We start from the raw sequence: 20,898 nt of genomic DNA on the forward strand, positions 1-20,898 counted from the left end.
AAGAACGAGATTTTTAATTTCTTTATACACGATAGGATACTTAATTGCGCTTAGTTGGACTATTTTTGGGTTGGCACGATTAAGCCAATTTTTGGCAATCTTCCATGCTAATAAGCAAACAAATTGATAGGGTAAAATACTTGAGAATTTTGCCCTTAGATTTGATTGAGAGTATACTACTAGCAAATTAATCGGTATAACAGAGGTATAGCATGACAGATTCTTTAAATAAATGTAAAGCCAACGACACGCCAGCGTGTTGTTGTGTTGATGTGGGTACAATCATTGATAATGAAGATTGTAGCGCAGAGTACGAGCATGTTTTTGCAACACAATCAGAAGCTGAAGCTAAATTGGCATCATTAACTCAAGCTGCTAATGATGTTGCCTCAGAACCATGCGAAATCAATAGCAGCATTGATAAAGTTGAAAATGGTTTTAAATTAACAGCTAAGTTCACCTTTTGTTGTGGCGCTGAGTGTTTAATTTTTCAATTAAAATTACGCTAATCAGATATAAATGAAAGTTTGTATTATCAGACATGGTGAAGCAGGTTTTTCTGCTTCATCAGATGCTAGCCGTGCACTTACCGAGTTTGGTCAAAAGCAAGCAAAGCAAGCTGGTCTTTGGCTTAAACAGCAGGACTTTAGTTTTGATCTTGGACTAGTTAGCCCGTATTTACGTGCTCAGCAGACCTTTGCACAATTGTCTTCTCAAGTTTTTGTGGCAAAAAATGAAACTGAAAAGAATTTAGTGCCGGGAGGTAATCCGTCATATATCGCTGATTTATTAACTGCTCTTGCATCGACTCAATGCCAAAATGTTATGGTTGTATCGCATTTGCCATTAGTGGGCTATTTGGTTAATGAACTGTGTCCAGAAGTATCGCCTCCGATGTTCCCGACAGCAGCTATTGCTTGCGTTGATTTATCTTCAAATGCGGCAGGGAAACTTGAATGGTTTCATCAACCGGAATAAAAAAACTCAATCTATTTGATTTACCTTTAACTGGTCGAACGCTGATCGAAGCGTCGGCTGGTACGGGTAAAACTTATTCGCTTGCAATCATCTATTTACGATTGTTGCTTGGTATTGGTGAAAACAGTTATCCTAAACCGCTCGATGTTAGTCAAATATTAGTGGTGACTTTTACCAAAGCGGCAACACAAGAACTACGCTCACGTATCAGACAAAATATTCAGGAATTAAAATTAGCCATAATTGAAGGCAAGCATCAAGATCCGATTTATCAACAATTAATCGATCTTATTGAAAATAAAAATATTGCTATCGAAAAGTTGACGCAAGCGCAACAATCGATGGATGATGCGGCTATTTATACAATTCATAGCTTCTGTCAACGTATATTAACCAGCCATGCTTTTGAATCGGGTGTTCTTTTTGAACAATCTTTGATTGCCGATGAATACGAACTAAAATTAAATGTAATTCAAGATTTTTGGCGCCAATATTTTATACCACTAGATAAATCGCTAGCTTATTTAGTGCTTGAAACTTGGCAAGAACCAACGGCACTATTAGCCGATTTAACGCCTTATTTAAATGTTGAGTTTGATGATTCAAATGATGAAGAACTGGAACTAATTGAGAAGATCAAAGCGTTTTATCAGCAAAATTTTGCAAAAATTGATGCCATTAAAAAAGCGTGGCTTACTTCGGTTAACCAATTGTCGGATATTATTACCCAATCCGGCGTAAATAAGAAATCTTACAGTAGTCGATATTTACCTAATTGGTTGAATAAGATCACATCTTGGGCACAAACAGCTACACAAACCTTTGGCTTACCAACAGAGCTTTCAAAATTTTGCCAATCTGTTTTGTTAGAAAAAACTAATAAAGGCCAAACAGCACCGACCCATCCAATTTTTGAACAGATTGAAGCACTGTGCAATAGTGTGCTTAATTTACGTAGCTTAATCTTAATGGACATAGTAAAAATTGTTCAAAAAGGGATCTATTACCAAAAGATTAAACGTGGAGAAATGAGTTTTGATGATCTGCTATGGCAACTTCATCGAGCTTTACGCGCTAAAAATGGTAAGCGATTAGCATTAAGTATTGCTAGCAAATATTGTGTTGCCTTGATTGATGAGTTTCAAGATACCGATCCGTTGCAATACAAAATTTTTGATTATATCTATCCTAAACATAGTTTAGATACTGGTTTACTGTTTATTGGCGATCCTAAACAAGCGATTTATAGCTTTAGGGGGGCTGATATTTTTACCTATCTCAAAGCGAAGCAATCCACTGGTGAAAATCATTTTACAATGCACATCAATCATCGCTCATCAGCATCAATGGTTGAAGCGGTAAATCAGCTGTTTGCCAATCATGATAATCCATTTATTTTTGAAAATATTCCATTTTTAAACATGGATAGTGCTGAGCGTAATAGGCAAAAAGCGCTACTTATCGATAGTCAACCAACCAATGCGTTAACTGCCTATTTATTGCCTGAACAAGTGACAACGAAAACCGAATATCAGGAATATATGGCATCGTGCTGTGCAAAGCAAATTGTGGCGTGGTTAACTGATCAATCGATATCAATTCATGATGGAACTGCGCCACGTAGAGTATCGACAGCTGATATTGCTATTTTAGTTCGTACCGGGCGAGAAGCTGAAATTATTCAACAAAAGTTGCATCAAAGTGGTGTCAAAAGTGTCTATTTATCAAATCGCACTAGCGTTTTTCTATCCGATGAAGCGCAACAAGTTCTATGCTTATTACAAGCAGTGCTCATGCCTGAAAATGAATCAGCGTTACGCTTAGCATTAATGACCAAATTACTCGGGCAATCCATGGCAGAACTTGAGCAAATCAGCGATGATCAAGATAAATGGGAAAGCTTAATTGAGGAGTTTAAGCAATACCAAATTATTTGGCACTATTATGGCGTCTTAGTTATGTTACGCCGTATGATGAAAAAACGCCATTTGGCTGAAAATATTTTGGCAAGTGAAGGTGGTGAACGAATATTAACTAACTTTATGCATTTGGGCGAATTATTGCAAGAAGCCGCAGATGAATTAGACAGCCCTTACGCCTTGGTACGTTGGCTGACTAAACAAATTGTTAATCCGGATTTTAATATCGAAAATCATGAACAGCGTTTGGAAAGTGATGAAAATCTGGTCAAAATTATTACCATTCATAAGTCTAAAGGTTTAGAATTTCCGCTTGTATGGTTACCGTTTATTGCGCAATTTCGAGTCTCTGACAGTCGCTTTTATCATGATAAATCTAACGACTATCGAGCAACCTATGCCTGGCAGTTGACCGATGAAATTAAACAGCAGATAGAAGATGAGCGCTTAGCTGAAGATTTACGACTGTTATATGTTGCTATGACAAGATCGGTTTATCATTGTAGTATTGGTTTAGCCCCTTTGAAAAAAAGCCAATCTGCAATCAATTATCTATTGAAAGATGACTTAAATGCAGTCGGTAATTTTGCTCATTTGGTTAATGTTGAACTGCCAATTTCAACTGAGCAATATATTTCAACTCAACCATTGAATGAATCATTATCCGCAAATGTTTTTGAGCGTAAATTTACAACTAACTGGCGAGTGACTAGCTATAGTGAGTTGCAAAAACACTATACGGTTTTACCATATAATTCAGATGTGATTAGTAATTGGGATTTAGATCAAGAACAATCAATCGACAATCTTACTTACGCAGAGACGCAGTTGGATATTCACCATTTTCCTAAGGGTGCCTATGTTGGTACTTTGTTACATAAAATCATGGAAAATATTTCACCCACTAATATCAACCAATTGTGCGGTGATATGCTCAAAAAACTTAATTTAGAAGACAACTGGTTGCCGGTCATAACGACTTGGATTGAACGAATGTTAACCACTGAACTTCATCAAAAAGGTGCTACTTTAATGAATCTATTAAATGGTAAATGCATCAATGAATTACAGTTCTATTTGCCGATACGTCAAGCGGTGACCAGCCAGCAATTTGATAACTTATGTAAACAGTATGATGAGTTATCATTGCAGTGCCCCGAACTTGATTTTGAAACCATTAAAGGCATGCTAAAAGGTTTTATTGATTTAGTGTTTGAGTTCGAAGGGAAATACTATATCATCGATTATAAATCAAATTGGTTGGGTGAAAACGAACAAGCTTATGATCAAAATGCTATCAAACAAGTGATGTGTGAACATCGCTATGATTTGCAATACCAACTTTACTGTTTAGCGCTACACCGTTTTTTAAAAAGCCGTTTACCGAATTATCGCTATCAAGACCATTTTGGTGGTGTTTATTATCTCTTTTTGCGTGGAATGCCTGAACAAGGTGTTTTCTTCCATTTACCTCATCAACAGTTTATTGAAAAGCTCGATGAGCTATTTGACGGTCAAGATTCGCATTGTTAAAAAAACTGAGTGTATGCACTAATTTTCACTTATTATTTTAGTGCTGACATAACCAATATCCTTTTATTTTTCCCATTATCTTTCATGATTTACTCGGCGTTATGATCAAGTGGTAGATTTGTAAAAGGTAGTTAGAAGGCACAAAAATTGTGCCTTTTTATTTGGTCAAAATCGGCTTATCTCAACATCTAAATACCAGTTGATAACTATAATGTTTATCCGTGAGTAAATATTCTTGATGAACATTAGGTGTCCACGAGTCATCTCCGCCAATACCCATATGATAAGCATCGATACTCACATAAGCGGTGGTTTGCGGTTCGAGTAAGTGGCGATGTGATGTTTCCATTAGTTGTTTGGTACCGTATTGGTTAATATTAAATTTGAACTTTTGACCGGTGATAATCATGTCATTAAGTTGCAATTTCTTCACATCGCAACGTAAACCGTTTTCGCATGGATAAATATATGGGGTGTAGAGTGCTGAAAATGGTAATGACCACTGGGCAAAAATAGCCGAACTTTTACGGTCAGGGTAATTTTCATGAGGTCCTAAACCTAGCCATTTCACCTGTTTTGGTATCTGTCTTAATTGATAGGTCAGACCGATACGGGCAGGTGCCGGCATATCATTGTTTATATCAACATGCACCGATATTGTTAAGTTACCTTGTGAATCAAATTGATGTAACCACCTACTTTGGATGACTCGCTGGTTTTTGACATAGTAGCCGTGCAAAGCTTCAATAACAATTTTATCAATTGATTGAGTAACATCAATACCTAAGCATTGGTGGGAAAGATTGTAGTAACCCGAAGCTTTCCATTGCTCAACCCAAGCAAACGGGTTATTGTTACTGTCAAAATCACCACTAATACCAATATCATTATCAATCGGAGCTCGTATAAATTGGTCAGCAAAAGGGGAGGCTAATAATGGTTTATTGGCTTTTAACCATTGACTTAATTGCCCGGTTTGTTTATCAAATTGCCAAACTTGATTTTGAAAATTGATCACATACTGATCTTGATTTTCGCTCAATTTGAGTTGATTTTTATTCGGTACAAATGCGATCGGTGCAATGTAGTTATTCTTTAATTTCCACTGCTCCCATGCAACAATATGTTTAGCGGGTGACCAAGATGTCGCTTTGCTTTGTATCACCTGTACGGTTAAATGTAAGTCTTCATCATTAAGATCATGAGGTAATTTATCTAATAAAGTGATCGATACGCTGGCAGTTGGTTTAATATCGAGTTTAATTTTGTTACTTAGTTTTTTCTTGCCATTTAGCGATAATTCCCAGTGCAAAACTTCATTATTGCTGTGTTGGAATAGGTATTCGCTGGTAATTTCAATTATTAGTGGTTCTTGATTAATTAATTTAAATTGAAAAGGTTGTTGTATTTTTTTTGCCTCGATGACACTTGGGTGTAATTTGCGATCGGGAAAAACTAAACCGTCTAAGCAAAATTGTCTGTCATGGTATGCTTCGCCAAAATCACCGCCATAAGCCCAATAGCTGTCACCAGATTGAGTATGACAACGAATGCCATGATCAGCCCATTCCCAAATAAAACCACCTTGTAATCGAGGATATTGTCTGAATGCTTGCCAATATTTAAAAAATCCGCCTAAGCTATTACCCATAGCATGGGCATATTCACAGAGTATCAAAGGGCGTTTTTCATCAGGCATTGAAATCCATTTTTTTATCGCCCATTTAGGGACGTAAGGGTGTGGTTGATCTTGATCGACTCTTGCATACATCGGGCAAATAATATCGGTAGCAGCTGTATTCGCACCACCGCCTTCGTACTGAACCGGACGAGTGGGATCATGACTTTTTATCCAAGCATAAAGCGCATCGTGATTGGCTCCATGTCCCGATTCATTACCTAACGACCAAATGATTATAGATGGATGATTGCGATCTCGCTGTACCATGCGAGTGACTCTTTCACTGTAAGCGGCAAGCCACCTTGGGTCATCAGATAAGCGGGACATTGGAAACATACCATGCGTTTCAATGTTGGCTTCGTCTACTAAATACAGGCCATATTGATCACAAAGTTCATACCAGCGAGGATCGTTGGGATAATGGCTACAGCGAACAGCGTTAAAATTGTGCTGTTTAATGAGTTTAATATCTTGCAACATGGCTTCTTCGGTGAGTGCATAACCCATATCCGGATAGAATTCGTGTCGATTAGTTCCTTTTATCAGTAATGGTTTACCATTTATACAAAGTTGCCCATGCTTAATTTCAATAGTGCGAAAACCAACATTATAAGCTTCTGATTCGATTAATCCGTTCTTTTTGTGATATAAGCTGACAACCACACGGTAAAGATTGGGCGTTTCAGCACTCCATATCTGCGGTTTGGTAACGGGGATGCGGCAATATAAACGATCATTATATCCGCCTTTTTCATCGATCGACGGTGTACCGATTGATTGCTGATGTTCGGCAATTAAAGTATTTTTTTGCCATAATTCAATATCGACCTTTAATAACTCGCTATCACCGTGATGTTTAACATCAATTTGTAGTGATAAATTAGCATTTTGATAACAATCATCAAATTGAGTTTGAATTTCAATATTTCGAAGATGCGATTTTGGTTTATTAAGTAATGAAACGCCACGAAAGATACCACTTAATCGCCACATATCTTGATCTTCAAGATAACTACCGTCACACCATTTTAAAACTAATACCGCAATGCGGTTTTTACCTGCTTTTAAAAATGGTGTTAAATCAAATTCAGCAGCAATTCGACTATCTTGTGAATAACCAACCCAATGACCATTACACCAAAGGTGAAAAGCTGAGCTGACACCGTCAAAAATGATTCTTGTTTCCCCTTCACCTAGCCACTGTTTTGTTATATCAACATAGGTTGAATAGCAGCCTGTTGGGTTTTCCTCGGGCACAAAGGGAGGATTATATGCAAAAGGGTAACGAATGTTAGTGTAAACCGGTGAATCATAACCCTGTAATTGCCAATTAGAGGGTACAGGTATGGTTGTGGTATCGAGCTCTTTTTTTAACCACGATTCGGGGACAAGTTTTGGACTAGTAAAGTAGCTAAAAAACCAATCGCCATTTAACGATATTATTGCATCACTATGGCTATTGTTTTTCGCACTTTGTTTGTCTCGCCAGCTATGGAATAAGGGGTGCGTATCAAGTTTGTTAATACTCAAAACGGATAAATTATTCCAATCATGTCGGTTTATAATTTCATTAAAAGACGGATTCATATATTCTCCACTTATTCTTAAGCTATCAATTTTGGGGTTAATTCATATACGTTTTTAAATCTCTTTAATTATAAATAACCAACGATCAAAAACAGTGATCAACTTAACATTTATGTAATCGCATACACTTTTATTAAATAAGATTATTTGTTGTTTTTTATCTTCAAAATTAATATACGATTACACATCCAGTTTTTGCTAACAACAAAAAAATTATTACTGTGATATAGTTCACAATATTGGCAATAAGTTTTTGAATAACCATTTTTATTCGTTATATTAAAAAGCGTCCATAAATGGATTTGGATTGTTACCGAGCATATATTATCGGGCAAAACCTAAAGAACAGCGAAAACTGTTCTTTAGGTTTTTTTTTGTCCCAAATTTACGGGGCTTTTAATTGTTCAGCAAAATAAATGAGTAGGGAAAAATGAAAAATTCAACAAAAACAGTATGTAAAGTAAAACTTAAACGAATCGTTTTAGTGACTTTGCTTAGTTTGTGTTATTTGCCAAATGCTATGGCTGCTACTCAAGATGAGTTAGAAGCAAGGCTTGCTGTATTAGAGCAGAAATTATTAGCACTTAGTGAAGAGTCTAATGATTTAAAAAAACAAGTAATAGCATCAAATAAACAAATTGCAAAATTAAATAGCGATCTACAAAAACAACAAGTAGTAATAAACAATCAGAAAAAAGCCCTTAAAGATAGTCAATCAACAGCGATTGTTAAACAACAAACGCCAGTCATTCCACCGCAACAGGTTAATGCTAATAATCAAGTTATTATTGTGAGTAACAATGGCGAAGCTACACAACAAGTAGATCAACCAGTGAAAACGGCTTTCACTTTAGACGAATTTAAAGATTATATTAAAGAAGAAATTGGTTTTTCTTATAACGGCTATTTTCGTGGTGGATGGTCAACTTCCAGAAACGGAAAACCTAAAAACTATGCTGAAGGGGCATTAGGTCGATTTGGTAATGAGTATGGTGGTTGGTATGATCTTATCTTTAAGCAAAAAGTATATGATCAAGATTCAAGGCGAGTTGATGCCATTGTTATGATTGACGGAAATGTGGCAACGAATAAAGCAGCAGGGCTATTTAATACTCAAGATGATAATATTATGCAGTTTTCTGATATTTATTTGGAAACTACAGGATTTGTCCCTTTCTTTCCTGAAGCAAAACTTTGGGTGGGTAAACACTCTCTACCTTATAACGAAATCCAGATGTTAGACTGGAAAACACAAAAAACCCCTGCCGGTGGTGGTATCGGTATCGAAAATCTCAAAGTGGGTGTCGGCGCACTTGATTTAGCATTAGTTCGAGCGGATGTGAATGTTAGAAATGGCAAAAAAGAAGTAATTGGAACTGATAGTGAGGGGAATGAATTAACCCAATATAAAAAAGAAGAAGTTGATTTGAATGAAATAGAGATTCGTTACCGTGATATCCCGCTGTGGAATGATGCAACGCTCGGTGTTAATGCACGTTATTCAGCGCCGAATAAATCGAAAATTCAAGATAGTGTGTCTGTCAAAAATGCTTGGTTAGCAAGTTTAGTTTTACGCCAAAATCAATTCTTTGGCGGGTTTAATCAGTTTACCTTACAAACGGCTACCAATTCGGTTGCTTCACATTTTGCTAATATTAATACGAATAACCCTGAGTTTGCAGCTAATGCCGATAATGACTATATTGGCACACATACTGGCGGTAAAGCGTACCGTTTAGTCTCTGAAGGCGAGGCTTATTTAAGTGATGATGTTATTGTTGCTCATGCATTAGCATTAACCACAGGTAATGATGTTTATTCTTATGATCTTAATTTACCGCACACCGATTTTAGCAGCTTCAAATCAGCAATTCGACCTGCTTATATCTGGGATAATTATAACCAAAGTGGTGTAGAGATTGGTTATTTCAAACAGAAGAATAAAGCGGGTAACAAAACTTATCGAGAGGAAGGATATAAAACAACGCTTTATCACTCTTTTAAAGTTGGAAAAAGTATTTTATCTTCCAGACCGGATATCCGTTTTTATGTCTCTTATATTGAATCGTTGCAAAATGATATAAGTAAGTTTGATTTTAACGGTAAAGATCATCAATTGAGTTTTGGTGTTCAAACTGAAGTTTGGTTTTAGTCATTACGGCTAAAATCAAAAAAATTTCATCTGAACAATGACAAGGTTAATTTGCTTTGCTCAAATTGTTCAGATGATATTTATATTTTAGGAAATAGGAAAATTTAAACTTATTCTTGAATAAAATTAACTGAATAGCGTTTGGTTAATGTAGGTACAAATACATTAACTAGATTAGTCGGAGGCTCTTCGCCTTTAGCTAATAACAAGGCAAGTTCAGCAGCTTGCTCAGCCATAGTTTGTAACGGATAGCGAACAGTGGTTAATTTTGGATGTAAGTACCGTGCTAGTAATAAATCATCAAAACCAATAATCGAAACTTCGTTAGGAATTTTAATATCGTTGTCATACAAAACCGACATTGCACCTGCTGCCATGGAGTCATTGTAGCAAGCAATAGCGGTAATCTGACGATTGCGTTCAAGTAATGACATCATTGCTTGCTCGCCACCGACTTCATTTGGTGATGCAAAAGTAATTAAATTTTCATCAACTTTTATATTATGTTCAGCTAATGCGTCTTTATAACCTTGTAATCGATCTGATGAGTCAGATATTTCATGATTAGAACATAAATAACCAATTTGACGATGACCATTTTGGATCAAATGTTTAACCGCTAAATATGACCCATAGCGATCATCAAGAGCGATACAACGCTTTTCAAAACCTTTTACTATTCGGTTAATTAAAACCATGCCCGGCACTTGTTGCATTAACTTTATTAATCTAGAATCTGGCAAAACTTTAGCATGGACAACCAGTGATGAGCATCGGTGTTCAATGAGCTGTGTGATAGCATTGTATTCTTGTTCTTCTTGATGATATCCATTACCAATTAATAAAAAGTTTCCTGTTCGTTTGGCCACTTTCTCAATTGTTGTGACCATAGCGCCAAAAAAAGGATCAGAGACATCCGCAACGACAATACCGATTGTATTTGAATTTTGCTGGGATAATGCACGTGCATTAGCATCTGGATAATAGTCTAATTTTTCCATGGCTTTTTTCACAATTTCACGTGTTTTATCACTGACATTGTCTGCGTTATTGATCACTCTTGATACTGTTGCAACAGATACTTTAGCTAATTGTGCAACATCTTTTATTGTCGCCATAAAAAAGACCCTTTATTTAATTACTTCTTATAAAATTATGTTTTTATGTATATTATTTGTCAATATAGAGCTTGTAGACTACCAACGATTAAAAACAAAAAGGGCTAGTAAAGCGGAAGGGGAACCTGCACTTGAATCATTTTACTTGCATCCTAAAGTTGATTCTGTTTGTAAAACATATTACTCCAAATATGTGACTTCACTATGCATGATAAGGCAAAACGTTAAGTTTGCCAAACCCTATCTAATCCTGAATCGTTTCAGTAAAAATAAGTTATTAAAGGGGACGTGGATATTTTCACCATTTCCCCTTTTTTTCATAAATGCTAAGTTATGGATTTTAAGTCATATTATTTAGCTGTTACTTTTATCAGCATTGCCGTAGCAGGATCTAGAACTGGCAATGGTAATCCGATATTCATTAACCAATCTCCAGATAATATGGTTTGTTGCTCCATCCATTTTGGTAATACTTTCATTGCATGACCACTAATTTTTGGATCAATATTATCCGGCATATCTAACACTTCAATGTGATATTGTTTATCCGGTAATAAACCTGTTAAACGTAAATTACCACTTAATGCATAAGTTGGTAGTGCTAATTGTGCGACAATGAAAGCGGCTTGTTTTTGGTCTTGGCTGACAACCCCATAACTTTGCATAGCTAGCGCATCGTCCACATCTAAACGAACGCTGTTACCATTATGCAGTAATGGCCGAAGTTGTTTATGTAATTTGATATAGTGCGCAAAACCTTGTTGCTCAGCTTCTGACTCTTTAACCGGGTCTAGCTCAACGCCCATATGTCCGAATAACGCCGTTAAGCCCCGTAAATTCATGTGTAATTGACGGAAAGTTGTATGGCATAATGCACCACCAATATGCGCCCCCATTACCTCTGGAGGGAAGAAATAACTCATACCACGTTGAATGATTTGTCGATCTAAGGCATCGTTAGAGTCTGAAGTCCAGAAACGTTGAGTTCGTTTTAAAATCTCATAATCAATACGCCCACCACCTGATGAACACGATTCAATTTCAACATGAGGGAATTTTTGTTGTAAGATATCAATCAATCGATAAAGTGCTTTTGTTTGTCCGACAATTGCCGGGTAGCCTTCATGACCAGCTTGAACGATTTCACGATTCATATCCCATTTAATGTAATCAATATCATAACTACTGAGCAACCAAGTCAATCTTTCCAATAGGTAATCAAAAACGGCTGGGTTTTGTAAATCGAGTAAATATTGATGTCGCCCTTCTGGTTGATTGTAACCTCGTAACTCGAGTAACCAATCCGGATGAGCCCGATAAAGATCAGAATTTTTGTTGATCATCTCTGGTTCGACCCAGATACCAAATTCCATACCGAGATCTTTCACATGTTTGATTACAGGCTCTAAACCATTTGGGTATTTTCGTTCATCTAAATACCAATCACCTAATGCTTGATAGTCATCGTCTCGTTTACCAAACCAACCGTCGTCAATAATAAAGCGTTCCACGCCCATTTGAGCTGCTTTGGTTGCCATTTGCATAATATAATCCGGGTTATGGTCAAAAAAGATCCCTTCCCAAGTATTAAGATGTACCGGACGTGGTTTATTTTGTACAAATTTAATGATATTTTGGCGTAAAAATTGATGAAAATTTTGGCTCATTTTATTTAAGCCTTCATCGCTATAAGTCGCATATAGCCAAGGCGTGCTGAGTGTTTCTCCTTTAGCTAAAGATATCTCACCTGAATAGTAGAGAGCTTCTGCTTGAATAAAACGTTTACCATTACTTTTTACGGCGACTTGAATTCGGTGATTACCACTCCAACCCAAATGAATTCCCCAAACTTCGCCAGTCTGTTCTTTAAATCCTTCTGCGCCTACAACCATTCCCGGAAAATATTCGTGCGATGTGCGCCCACGGCGGTTTTCCTGTAAATATCCACAATGTTCTATTTTTGTTCGGTGTGGGAAAAACTCTTTAATCCACCGCCCACTAAATGCCATTAGCTCCTGCGCTCGTTCCGGGATAGGTAGTGTTACTGATAGACGGCTAACTTGATAGGGTTCATCTGCTAAATTAGTCAGACTATTTTGACACTGCAAAACGCCGCTATCATCCAAAATTAATCTGCTAGTTAACCGGAGTTTTGCAATATTATCCTCACTGATTATGGTGATGTCATTACCGGATGTTTTAACTTCTTTGGTGACAAAAACAGGTGACCAATCTTGACCATTTCGATGCCCTTCAAGCCCGGGGGTACTAAAATTACCTAAGCCTTCTTCTGGGCTAAGCGTAAAAGGTACGTCAACATCAATACGCGCATTAGGCACCGCAGGTATAAACATATCTATCGCATCCGGTGATTTGTCATGTAACCGTTTACCAAAATAACAAAGTTCTGCATAAGGTTTAGTGCGTAAGATAATATCGATATTATTATTTCTAAGATGATAGTTCATGTCTTCTCCCAAAGTTAATCACATCACGGGTATAAGATAATGAAAATTGAACTAAAATAGTATTATTAATTGTTAATTTTGTGATTAAGATCTCATAAAATGTAATCGTTTTCATTTTTTAACTGAAAACTTATTATCTATTTATTCATAATTATTCTAAATGGTTATGCGAAAAGCCTATTTTTTATGTTATTATGTAACAATTATGAATAAATAGCAGAAATATCATGAAAAAACAGAATATTATTACTTTTGTTTCGCTTTTAACATTAGTCTTTAGTGCCAATGCTGTCGATAAATATGTATCTGACAATGTGGATGTGTATTTACGTCGAGGACCGAGCTCTAATTATGCTTTCTCAGGTTCGGTTAAAGCTGGCGATAAAGTTGTTGAATTAGAAAAAAGTGCTGACGGTAAATATACACGAATTCAGACTCGTAATGGTGGTTCTGCTTGGATCGAGTCAGCAAAATTGAGCGAAAATCCTAGTTATAAAGAGCGTTTTCCTGAATTAGAAGCCCAACTTGCTGAATATCAAGATAAAGTCGAAAATGCAGAGAAACATCAACAAGATATGGTTAAAAGCTATGTTGAAAAACTGCAAGTTTCTGATGAATTAGTTGAGACATTGCAAAATAAAAATAAAGAACTTGAAGCAAAATCAAAACAGCTTGAAACTCAACTTGAATCAATGTTAAATCAAGTTGATGACAAGCGCCGTGATCTGATTGTCACATGGTTCACTTATGGTGGACTTGTTGCCGGTGGCGGTTTAATTTTGGGGCTTATTTTACCTCATATTATTCCTCGTCGACGCAATAAAGATCGGTGGATGCGCTAAATGAGTAAAATCTATCTTGTTGGTGGCTCTGTACGGGATAGATTGTTAAATCTACCGGTGACGGATCGTGATTGGGTGGTTGTAGGTGCAACACCCGATGAACTTTTATCATTAGGTTACCAGCAAGTGGGTAAAGACTTTCCTGTCTTTTTACACCCTGTCACAAAAGAAGAGTATGCTTTAGCTCGCACCGAAAGAAAATCCGGTAAAGGTTATACCGGATTTATCTGTGATTTCAATAAAACAATTACCCTAGAACAAGATCTTATTCGTCGGGATTTGACCATTAATGCTATTGCAATGGACGAAAACGGCAATATAGTTGATCCTTACCATGGTGTTGAAGATCTCAATCATAAATTATTACGCCATGTTTCCCCCGCTTTTCGAGAAGACCCTTTGCGTATCTTACGTGTTGCTCGTTTTGCTGCTCGTTATGCTCATTTAGGTTTTACCATTGCTCAAGAGACTAAAGATTTAATGGTTGAGATGGTGCAGGGGGGCGAGGTTAATTCCCTCACACCCGAACGGGTTTGGAAAGAGACCGAAAAGGCTTTAGCGACCCAAAATCCACAAATCTATTTTGAAGTTCTAAAACAGTGTGGGGCGCTATCAATCTTGTTTACACCTTTAACACTCTCTGAAGCGAATTTAGCGGCATTGAAACAATCAGCTTTAATTACTGACGAACTTGTGGTGCGTTTTGCTGTGTTATGTGCCAAGATGCCAACACGTCAATCTGTTGAGGCATTATGTTCACACATTAAAGCGCCAAATAACTTTTCTAAGACAGCTATTATGGTGCAACAAAACATTAATCGTGCCGTTTGTGCTGACAAACTGACAGCGCAACAACTTAATGATTTATTCAATAGTATTGATGTTTGGCGAAATCCGGCGCATCTTAATCAACTGATTGCTGCTGGCCAAGCTTATGCAACCAGCAAGGAGTTTACTCAAGCTCGATATCTTAAAGACGCTTATAAAATCGCGAGTAGTGTCAATGTGCAAGATATTATTGCAGAAGGCTTTGCAGGAAAGTTTATTCAAGTTGAGTTACAAAAAAGACGAATTGAAGCGTTATTAAACTGGATTTGATTGCATCTTAATCAGTTGCGACTTTTTTTTAAAATATCTAAAAAAAAGGGTTGACGATTTGGCTTAACACAAGCATAATGCGCCTCGCAGTGTTGGTTATGACGTTGCGAATGAAATGGCTACGTAGCTCAGTTGGTTAGAGCACATCACTCATAATGATGGGGTCACAGGTTCGAATCCCGTCGTAGCCACCATTAAGATTAAGTTTACTTTATTAAAAGTATATAATGCGGGTGTGGCGAAATTGGTAGACGCACCAGATTTAGGTTCTGGCGCCGCGAGGCGTGGGGGTTCAAGTCCCTTCACCCGCACCATTTTAATCTTAATGTTTATCCTTATTGGGGTATAGCCAAGCGGTAAGGCAGCGGGTTTTGATCCCGCCACGCCCAGGTTCGAATCCTGGTACCCCAGCCATTCCAATCTGCATATTTTGATATCTATTAGCTAATCTGTTTTGTCTTTGCTTTATACATTCTTGGTTATTCCTTTACGGGTATGGCGGAATTGGTAGACGCGCTAGATTCAGATTCTAGTTCCGAAAGGTGTGCGAGTTCAAATCTCACTACCCGTACCAGATATCTCTTCTCCATTATAATTGGGGTATAGCCAAGCGGTAAGGCAGCGGGTTTTGATCCCGCCATGCCCAGGTTCGAATCCTGGTACCCCAGCCATTTTTACCACATGCAAATATTTTCTAATCTGCTTTGAATCTCTCAATATACAATTATTACTCAACCTTCTTTTTATATTTCTGTATTGGTCCGAATAGGATATCGCTAATTTTAGGCAAACTAAGCATAGTTCAAATAACTTAGGTATCGAATAAGTTCATTATTACTTATCTGGATTTGATGCATGATCGGGCTGAGTTTATAGGCTGACAGATGAAAGTTAATTAATGAAGAAGCTTTGTGAGTAGGAATATACGAGCGGATTTGATAGATAAACCTAAATTGCGTTAAAAAAGTCCACAAGCAATATTTATTGATGTCGCTTGTGGAGTTTGTTTATTTAAACTTATTTATATAAATTTAAATATACTGTTTGTGCAGTTCCTGCGCGGTTGGCTGAAACTTCTTTGACATAATAGAAATGGGCACCGTTAGCAATAGCATGTTTTTGAGCAGCAGCGCTTATTTCACTGGTGTTATTAAAGACACCATGGAAAGTAATGGTTTCATAAGGTTGCATTGTTTTAAATGCATCACTGCTAATTTCGTAAGCATCTTGACCTGCAATTGCTTTAGTTACGATGAAGTTTCTTACTGGTGCATCTTTTTTATAAAGTAATACATCAACATCTTGTGCACGGTTTTTGGTATCCGCCGCTGAAATTGAATCTACATAAAATGCGTAAGCACCTTTTTCAGTTGCAAGCTTACTTGCTTCATCCATAATTTCAGATGTATTGTTGTAATTGCCTTTGAATTTGACAACTTCAAATGGAAGGTAATAAAGGGCTTTAGAGCGAGAATAAACTACGACATTATTATGTGTAATTGGCTCTTTACTAACGGCAATAGGGGCATTTTGTAAATAGATGTCGGCATACACAATGGCTCGATCAGATGAATCGCCAGCAGATGCGCTTTCAATCGCTTTGATATGATAATATTTTGCGCCTGCTTCATCAGCTGCTCTAGAAATGTCATCAGCTGCGTTTTGTGCTTGTAAATAAGAACCTGTCACTGAAATTTCTTTTAATGGAATTAAGTTTTCACTTTGTTGCTCAGTTAAAGGCTCCGCTGCATAAAGATTTGCAACAGGTAAAGATAATAATAAGGCTAGAGCGATAGATGATTTATTAAGATGCTTCATGTTAGTATCCTTCATATTTAGGTTAAAATTATAATCAATCTTTAACGCTTACTTAATGGCAGATATTACGGCATAGAAATGAGAGAGATTTACTTTAAGTACTCTCGGATTTTGTCTTTGTCTACTTATAAAAAGCGTTAGACAATAAGTTGTCCATGAGGGAATTGTTAAACAACTTATATTATATATATATGATTATTAGGCTAAAAATCAAGATATTTATATTAAAAAAATGTTTTTTCGCATAAATTGCAAAAAAATTACAGATAATTTAAGTGATTTTCAAGGAAAAATACTGTCTAATAATCAACCAAATTTTATCGATTAGTGTTAATTGTTTGAATAAAATTTTGGATGATCTGAGCAGTTAATCCCCAAATAACGTGATTATGGAATTGATAAAAATAGACTCGATGTTCAGATCTTTTTTGCCAATCAGTTGATCGATTAGGTAATAAATCAAAAGGAAAATCATTAGCCGGCTTATGACCGACTAACATGGTTGCTTGTTTCGGGGAATTATTGATAAACCATTGAATAGGTACAGTGAAAATATCTTCAACTTCATCTGTATTGAGCTGTAAATTATTTATAGAATCGATTTTACCAACAAAGGGATAGATAACCATTCCTAAACTGGCTATAAATTTTGGTAATTGACCTAAAATTGTGATCTGATTGGTATTAATACCGAGCTCTTCATTGGTTTCTCTAATTGCGGTATCTTGGGGGGTTAAGTCGTTTTTTTCCACTTTTCCACCCGGAAAACAGATATCGCCCGGCTGCCATTTTAGCGTTTTGGATCGAATTTGAAACAGCAATTGTAATTGATCATCGATCTCAACAATTGGAATCAATATTGCTGCTTTATGATTGATTTCTTTTTGAAAATTGGTGTTTTTTAAAATGTGAGCTATTTTTTCGATTGAGATCATAATATTTATTTTGTTTTATTTTTAATTTTACATTGTTTTTACGTTATAATAGGCAAATATTAGATTGAAGTTGTTCGTTAGTAGTAAATGTGTTTCACCTGAATAATGCTATGCAATACTATATTAAAAACATAAAAAAAGAACTTAAAGATCTTGCTTTACTGAAACACGAACGAGCACGAAGTGGTATGTCGGTGGAATTCCAACGAGTATTTTCTTTACTACCGGCTCTTTTTCATTATCATCATCCAAATTTACCCGGCTACATTAATCAAGAAGTACCGTCCGGCATTACTTACTATCAAATTCCTGATAAAACGGCTGAGCAACTTGAAGTTGATTTCAATTTTACTGCAACAGAAATAAATCCACGTTCTGACATATCGGCTTTATATTCAATGGGCAGTACTTGCTCAATAGGTCAATCAATTACATCTGATCTCGATATTTGGGTTTGTGTAGAAAATAATTTATCTGAAAAAAGAAAGCAAGTTTTAATCCAAAAATGTCGTTTGATAGAGCAATGGGCTCAAGAACTTGATGTGAAATTGACACTCTTTGTGGTTGATGTTGATCGTTTTATTAATAAGCATCATGAATGTTTAATGGGTGAAAATTGTGGATCAGCACAACATATATTACTGCTTGAAGAGTTTTACCGCTCTGCCAATTTGCTTGCGGGTAAATTTTTATTATGGTTTGCTGTTCCTGCAAATTTCACAATCAATGATACAAAATATCCAACGTATGAAGCCTGCGTGCAAGGCTTAATTGATTCTAAAATTATTCAACGTGAAGAGTGGATTGATTTTGGACCATTAACCGGATTATCAGCCGAAGAGTATTTTGGTGCTAGCTTATGGCAACTTTATAAAAGTATTGATTCGCCGTTCAAAGCGGTGTTGAAAACGTTATTACTTGAAGCCTATTCTTGGATTTATCCCGAAAATAGACCTATTGCCTTTCAAATGCGAGAGTGTATACAACAGTCTCAAACCCATAAAGGGAATTACTTAGATTCTTACTTATTGCTGTTAGAAAGGATCTCTGATTATTTGATTGAATTGAAAGATTTCGAACGATTGGAACTAGTAAGGCAGTGCTTTTATTTAAAAGTGAATGAAAGTTTATCCGTTCCAACGCAAACGGCATCTTGGCGGCGAAAAGTGCTCGATGATTTAGTCAAACAATGGGGCTGGGGAAAACCGCTTATTGCTAAATTAGATGCTTATCAATCGTGGAAAATCGAGCAAGTGCGTGAAGTTCATGAAGTGCTTTTACACACAATGATGACAGGGTATCGTAACTTACTCAATTTTGGTCGTCGAAATAATTTAGATTCACGCATAAGCCCGCAAGATTTGGCCATACTTACTCGCAAACTGTATGCATCATTTGAGGTATTGCCGGGTAAAATTACAGCGTTAAAACTCAATATTTCTGATAATTTGCAAGAAAATGTTTTAACCTTTATTCATGTTAAAGAAGATAGAATAAATCGAGCGGGTTGGTATATTTTTAAGCAACAGCCTGTTTTAGAATCGATTATTGGGCATCAATATTTAGAGTATAGCAAGTATTTAGTTAAGCTTGTCGGTTGGTGCTATTTCAATGGTTTAATCTCTGACTCGACTGAGTTTTATTATTACGACGGTGATGAGCGAGATAATGGAAAAATTACCCAATTGATTGCAGATCTAAAAGCTTATTTTCCAATTGATGTGCCGGCAGCAACCGAAGAGCAGCTTTACGGGCCTTGTGAAATCCGCCATTTAGCCATTATGTTAAATCTTGAAAATGATCCAACTTCAAATCTTGCATTTGAAAATGAGATCGGCACAAATGTGTTAAATTATGGCACCGAAGAATTAAGTTTGATTGGTTCGATTGATTTATTATATCGAAATTCATGGAATGAAATACGGGTACTACATTTTAATGGTGCACTGTGTGTACTTGAAGCAATTAAAGCGCTACTTAATCGCATGCATAAAGATGCTGATTTACCTGATTCAATCGAAATCTTTTGTTATAGCAAATTTTTAAGTGATGAAATTAAAACGCAGGTAAAAAAATTAATGGATGAGTGTATTGATTTGCGTTTGACAACAACTCAAAATAACCTAACGCAAGTTAAACCGCTTAGAATCGATGGTCAATCTTGGTATCTATTTTTTGAACGGCTTGGGGTTTCGTTTCATCAATTTGAAAACGCTATTGATTTTTATGGTGCAGTATCCAATAATAAAGTTCAGGGACGACCTTTAAATATGCTCGATGAAACTAATGAATTGCCAAAAGAGATAGATACTGTCGCATATGTAGGGATTATTCAGTTCTTTTTTGAAGATACTGATACAGGATTTGACCTTTATATTCTCAATGAACATAATCAAGTTGAAATATATCGTAATTGTAATGGTACCAAAGAAAACATGGTAAAAGCGATTAATGATTTTTACGTTTTATCTGATGATCGTTTTACTTTTACCACTAGCAGTTCGGTAAATTTCAATTTACCTCAATTTTATCAGATCATATATAATGATGACGGTTGTCGAGAGATCCTTTTATTAAATTAAAAGATCTTTAAAAAGATCATGTTAAGAAGTTTCAGAAATATACTACGTTTCAGTATAAAAATAGTGGAGATTCTGTTTTTCTGGTAAAAAAAATAAAATTTCTATTAAAATAATGGGAACTTTTTTCAATTTTAAGAATCTAACAGTTAGTGAGCACAATTTTGGGCCAACTAATTAGTTATTAACA

At 36.2% G+C, this 20,898-nt stretch carries 12 protein-coding genes and 5 tRNA genes; 12 read left to right on the plus strand and 5 right to left on the minus strand.

Features of this window, described 5'->3' with window-relative positions; translation table 11 throughout:
- Nucleotides 1-212: 212 nt before the first annotated feature.
- Genes J3U74_RS01605 through recB form a run of 3 tightly spaced genes read left to right on the plus strand, consistent with a single transcriptional unit; the run spans nucleotide 213 to nucleotide 4,430 of the window.
- Nucleotides 213-509 (plus strand): YfcZ/YiiS family protein, encoded by a 297-nt coding sequence (locus J3U74_RS01605; protein WP_220217864.1) that lies wholly within the window; start codon nucleotides 213-215, stop codon nucleotides 507-509.
- A gap of 10 nt (nucleotides 510-519) precedes the next feature.
- Nucleotides 520-978, plus strand: coding sequence for a phosphohistidine phosphatase SixA (gene sixA, locus J3U74_RS01610; protein WP_220217863.1), 459 nt, complete (start codon nucleotides 520-522; stop codon nucleotides 976-978).
- Nucleotides 957-4,430, plus strand: a complete 3,474-nt coding sequence (gene recB / locus J3U74_RS01615) for an exodeoxyribonuclease V subunit beta (protein WP_267329753.1) — start codon at nucleotides 957-959, stop codon at nucleotides 4,428-4,430. Before sixA ends, recB begins: the two co-directional genes overlap by 22 nt.
- A gap of 181 nt (nucleotides 4,431-4,611) precedes the next feature.
- On the opposite strand, the gene J3U74_RS01620 is transcribed toward recB, so the two are convergent.
- Complete coding sequence (locus J3U74_RS01620; protein ID WP_267329754.1) at nucleotides 4,612-7,698, minus strand: beta-galactosidase; 3,087 nt, start codon at nucleotides 7,696-7,698, stop codon at nucleotides 4,612-4,614.
- 430 nt (nucleotides 7,699-8,128) lie between these two features.
- Here J3U74_RS01620 and J3U74_RS01625 point away from each other — a divergent pair, with 430 nt between their 5' ends.
- Nucleotides 8,129-9,850, plus strand: coding sequence for a carbohydrate porin (locus J3U74_RS01625; protein ID WP_267329755.1), 1,722 nt, complete (start codon nucleotides 8,129-8,131; stop codon nucleotides 9,848-9,850).
- 110 nt (nucleotides 9,851-9,960) lie between these two features.
- Here J3U74_RS01625 and galR read toward each other — a convergent pair whose 3' ends face one another.
- Nucleotides 9,961-10,968 (minus strand): HTH-type transcriptional regulator GalR, encoded by a 1,008-nt coding sequence (gene galR / locus J3U74_RS01630; protein WP_267329756.1) that lies wholly within the window; start codon nucleotides 10,966-10,968, stop codon nucleotides 9,961-9,963.
- A gap of 350 nt (nucleotides 10,969-11,318) precedes the next feature.
- Nucleotides 11,319-13,436, minus strand: coding sequence for an alpha-galactosidase (locus tag J3U74_RS01635; protein WP_267329757.1), 2,118 nt, complete (start codon nucleotides 13,434-13,436; stop codon nucleotides 11,319-11,321).
- Nucleotides 13,437-13,663: 227 nt separating this feature from the next.
- On the opposite strand from J3U74_RS01635, the gene J3U74_RS01640 reads away from it, so the two are divergent.
- From J3U74_RS01640 to J3U74_RS01670, 7 genes are all read left to right on the plus strand, one after another.
- Nucleotides 13,664-14,278: a TIGR04211 family SH3 domain-containing protein gene (locus tag J3U74_RS01640; RefSeq protein WP_267329758.1), complete on the plus strand. Its 615-nt coding sequence runs from the start codon at nucleotides 13,664-13,666 to the stop codon at nucleotides 14,276-14,278.
- Nucleotides 14,279-15,376, plus strand: a complete 1,098-nt coding sequence (locus J3U74_RS01645; protein ID WP_267329759.1) for a hypothetical protein — start codon at nucleotides 14,279-14,281, stop codon at nucleotides 15,374-15,376. It abuts the gene before it with no gap.
- A gap of 117 nt (nucleotides 15,377-15,493) precedes the next feature.
- Nucleotides 15,494-15,570, plus strand: a tRNA-Met gene (locus J3U74_RS01650).
- 35 nt (nucleotides 15,571-15,605) lie between these two features.
- Nucleotides 15,606-15,690: transfer RNA gene (locus J3U74_RS01655), tRNA-Leu, on the plus strand.
- Nucleotides 15,691-15,715: 25 nt separating this feature from the next.
- A tRNA-Gln gene (locus J3U74_RS01660) sits at nucleotides 15,716-15,790 on the plus strand.
- A gap of 75 nt (nucleotides 15,791-15,865) precedes the next feature.
- Nucleotides 15,866-15,950, plus strand: a tRNA-Leu gene (locus J3U74_RS01665).
- Between the two features lie 22 nt (nucleotides 15,951-15,972).
- Nucleotides 15,973-16,047 (plus strand) — tRNA-Gln (locus J3U74_RS01670).
- 346 nt (nucleotides 16,048-16,393) lie between these two features.
- On the opposite strand, the gene J3U74_RS01675 is transcribed toward J3U74_RS01670, so the two are convergent.
- Nucleotides 16,394-17,194, minus strand: coding sequence for a YdgH/BhsA/McbA-like domain containing protein (locus J3U74_RS01675; RefSeq protein WP_267329760.1), 801 nt, complete (start codon nucleotides 17,192-17,194; stop codon nucleotides 16,394-16,396).
- 317 nt (nucleotides 17,195-17,511) lie between these two features.
- Nucleotides 17,512-18,129: an NUDIX hydrolase gene (locus J3U74_RS01680; RefSeq protein WP_267329761.1), complete on the minus strand. Its 618-nt coding sequence runs from the start codon at nucleotides 18,127-18,129 to the stop codon at nucleotides 17,512-17,514.
- A 110-nt stretch (nucleotides 18,130-18,239) separates the two neighbouring features.
- On the opposite strand from J3U74_RS01680, the gene J3U74_RS01685 reads away from it, so the two are divergent.
- Nucleotides 18,240-20,711 (plus strand): class I adenylate cyclase, encoded by a 2,472-nt coding sequence (locus J3U74_RS01685; protein WP_267329762.1) that lies wholly within the window; start codon nucleotides 18,240-18,242, stop codon nucleotides 20,709-20,711.
- Nucleotides 20,712-20,898 lie beyond the last annotated feature (187 nt).

Source organism: Gilliamella sp. B3892, from assembly GCF_026536305.1.
In the GTDB taxonomy this organism is placed as follows: Bacteria; Pseudomonadota; Gammaproteobacteria; order Enterobacterales; family Orbaceae; genus Gilliamella.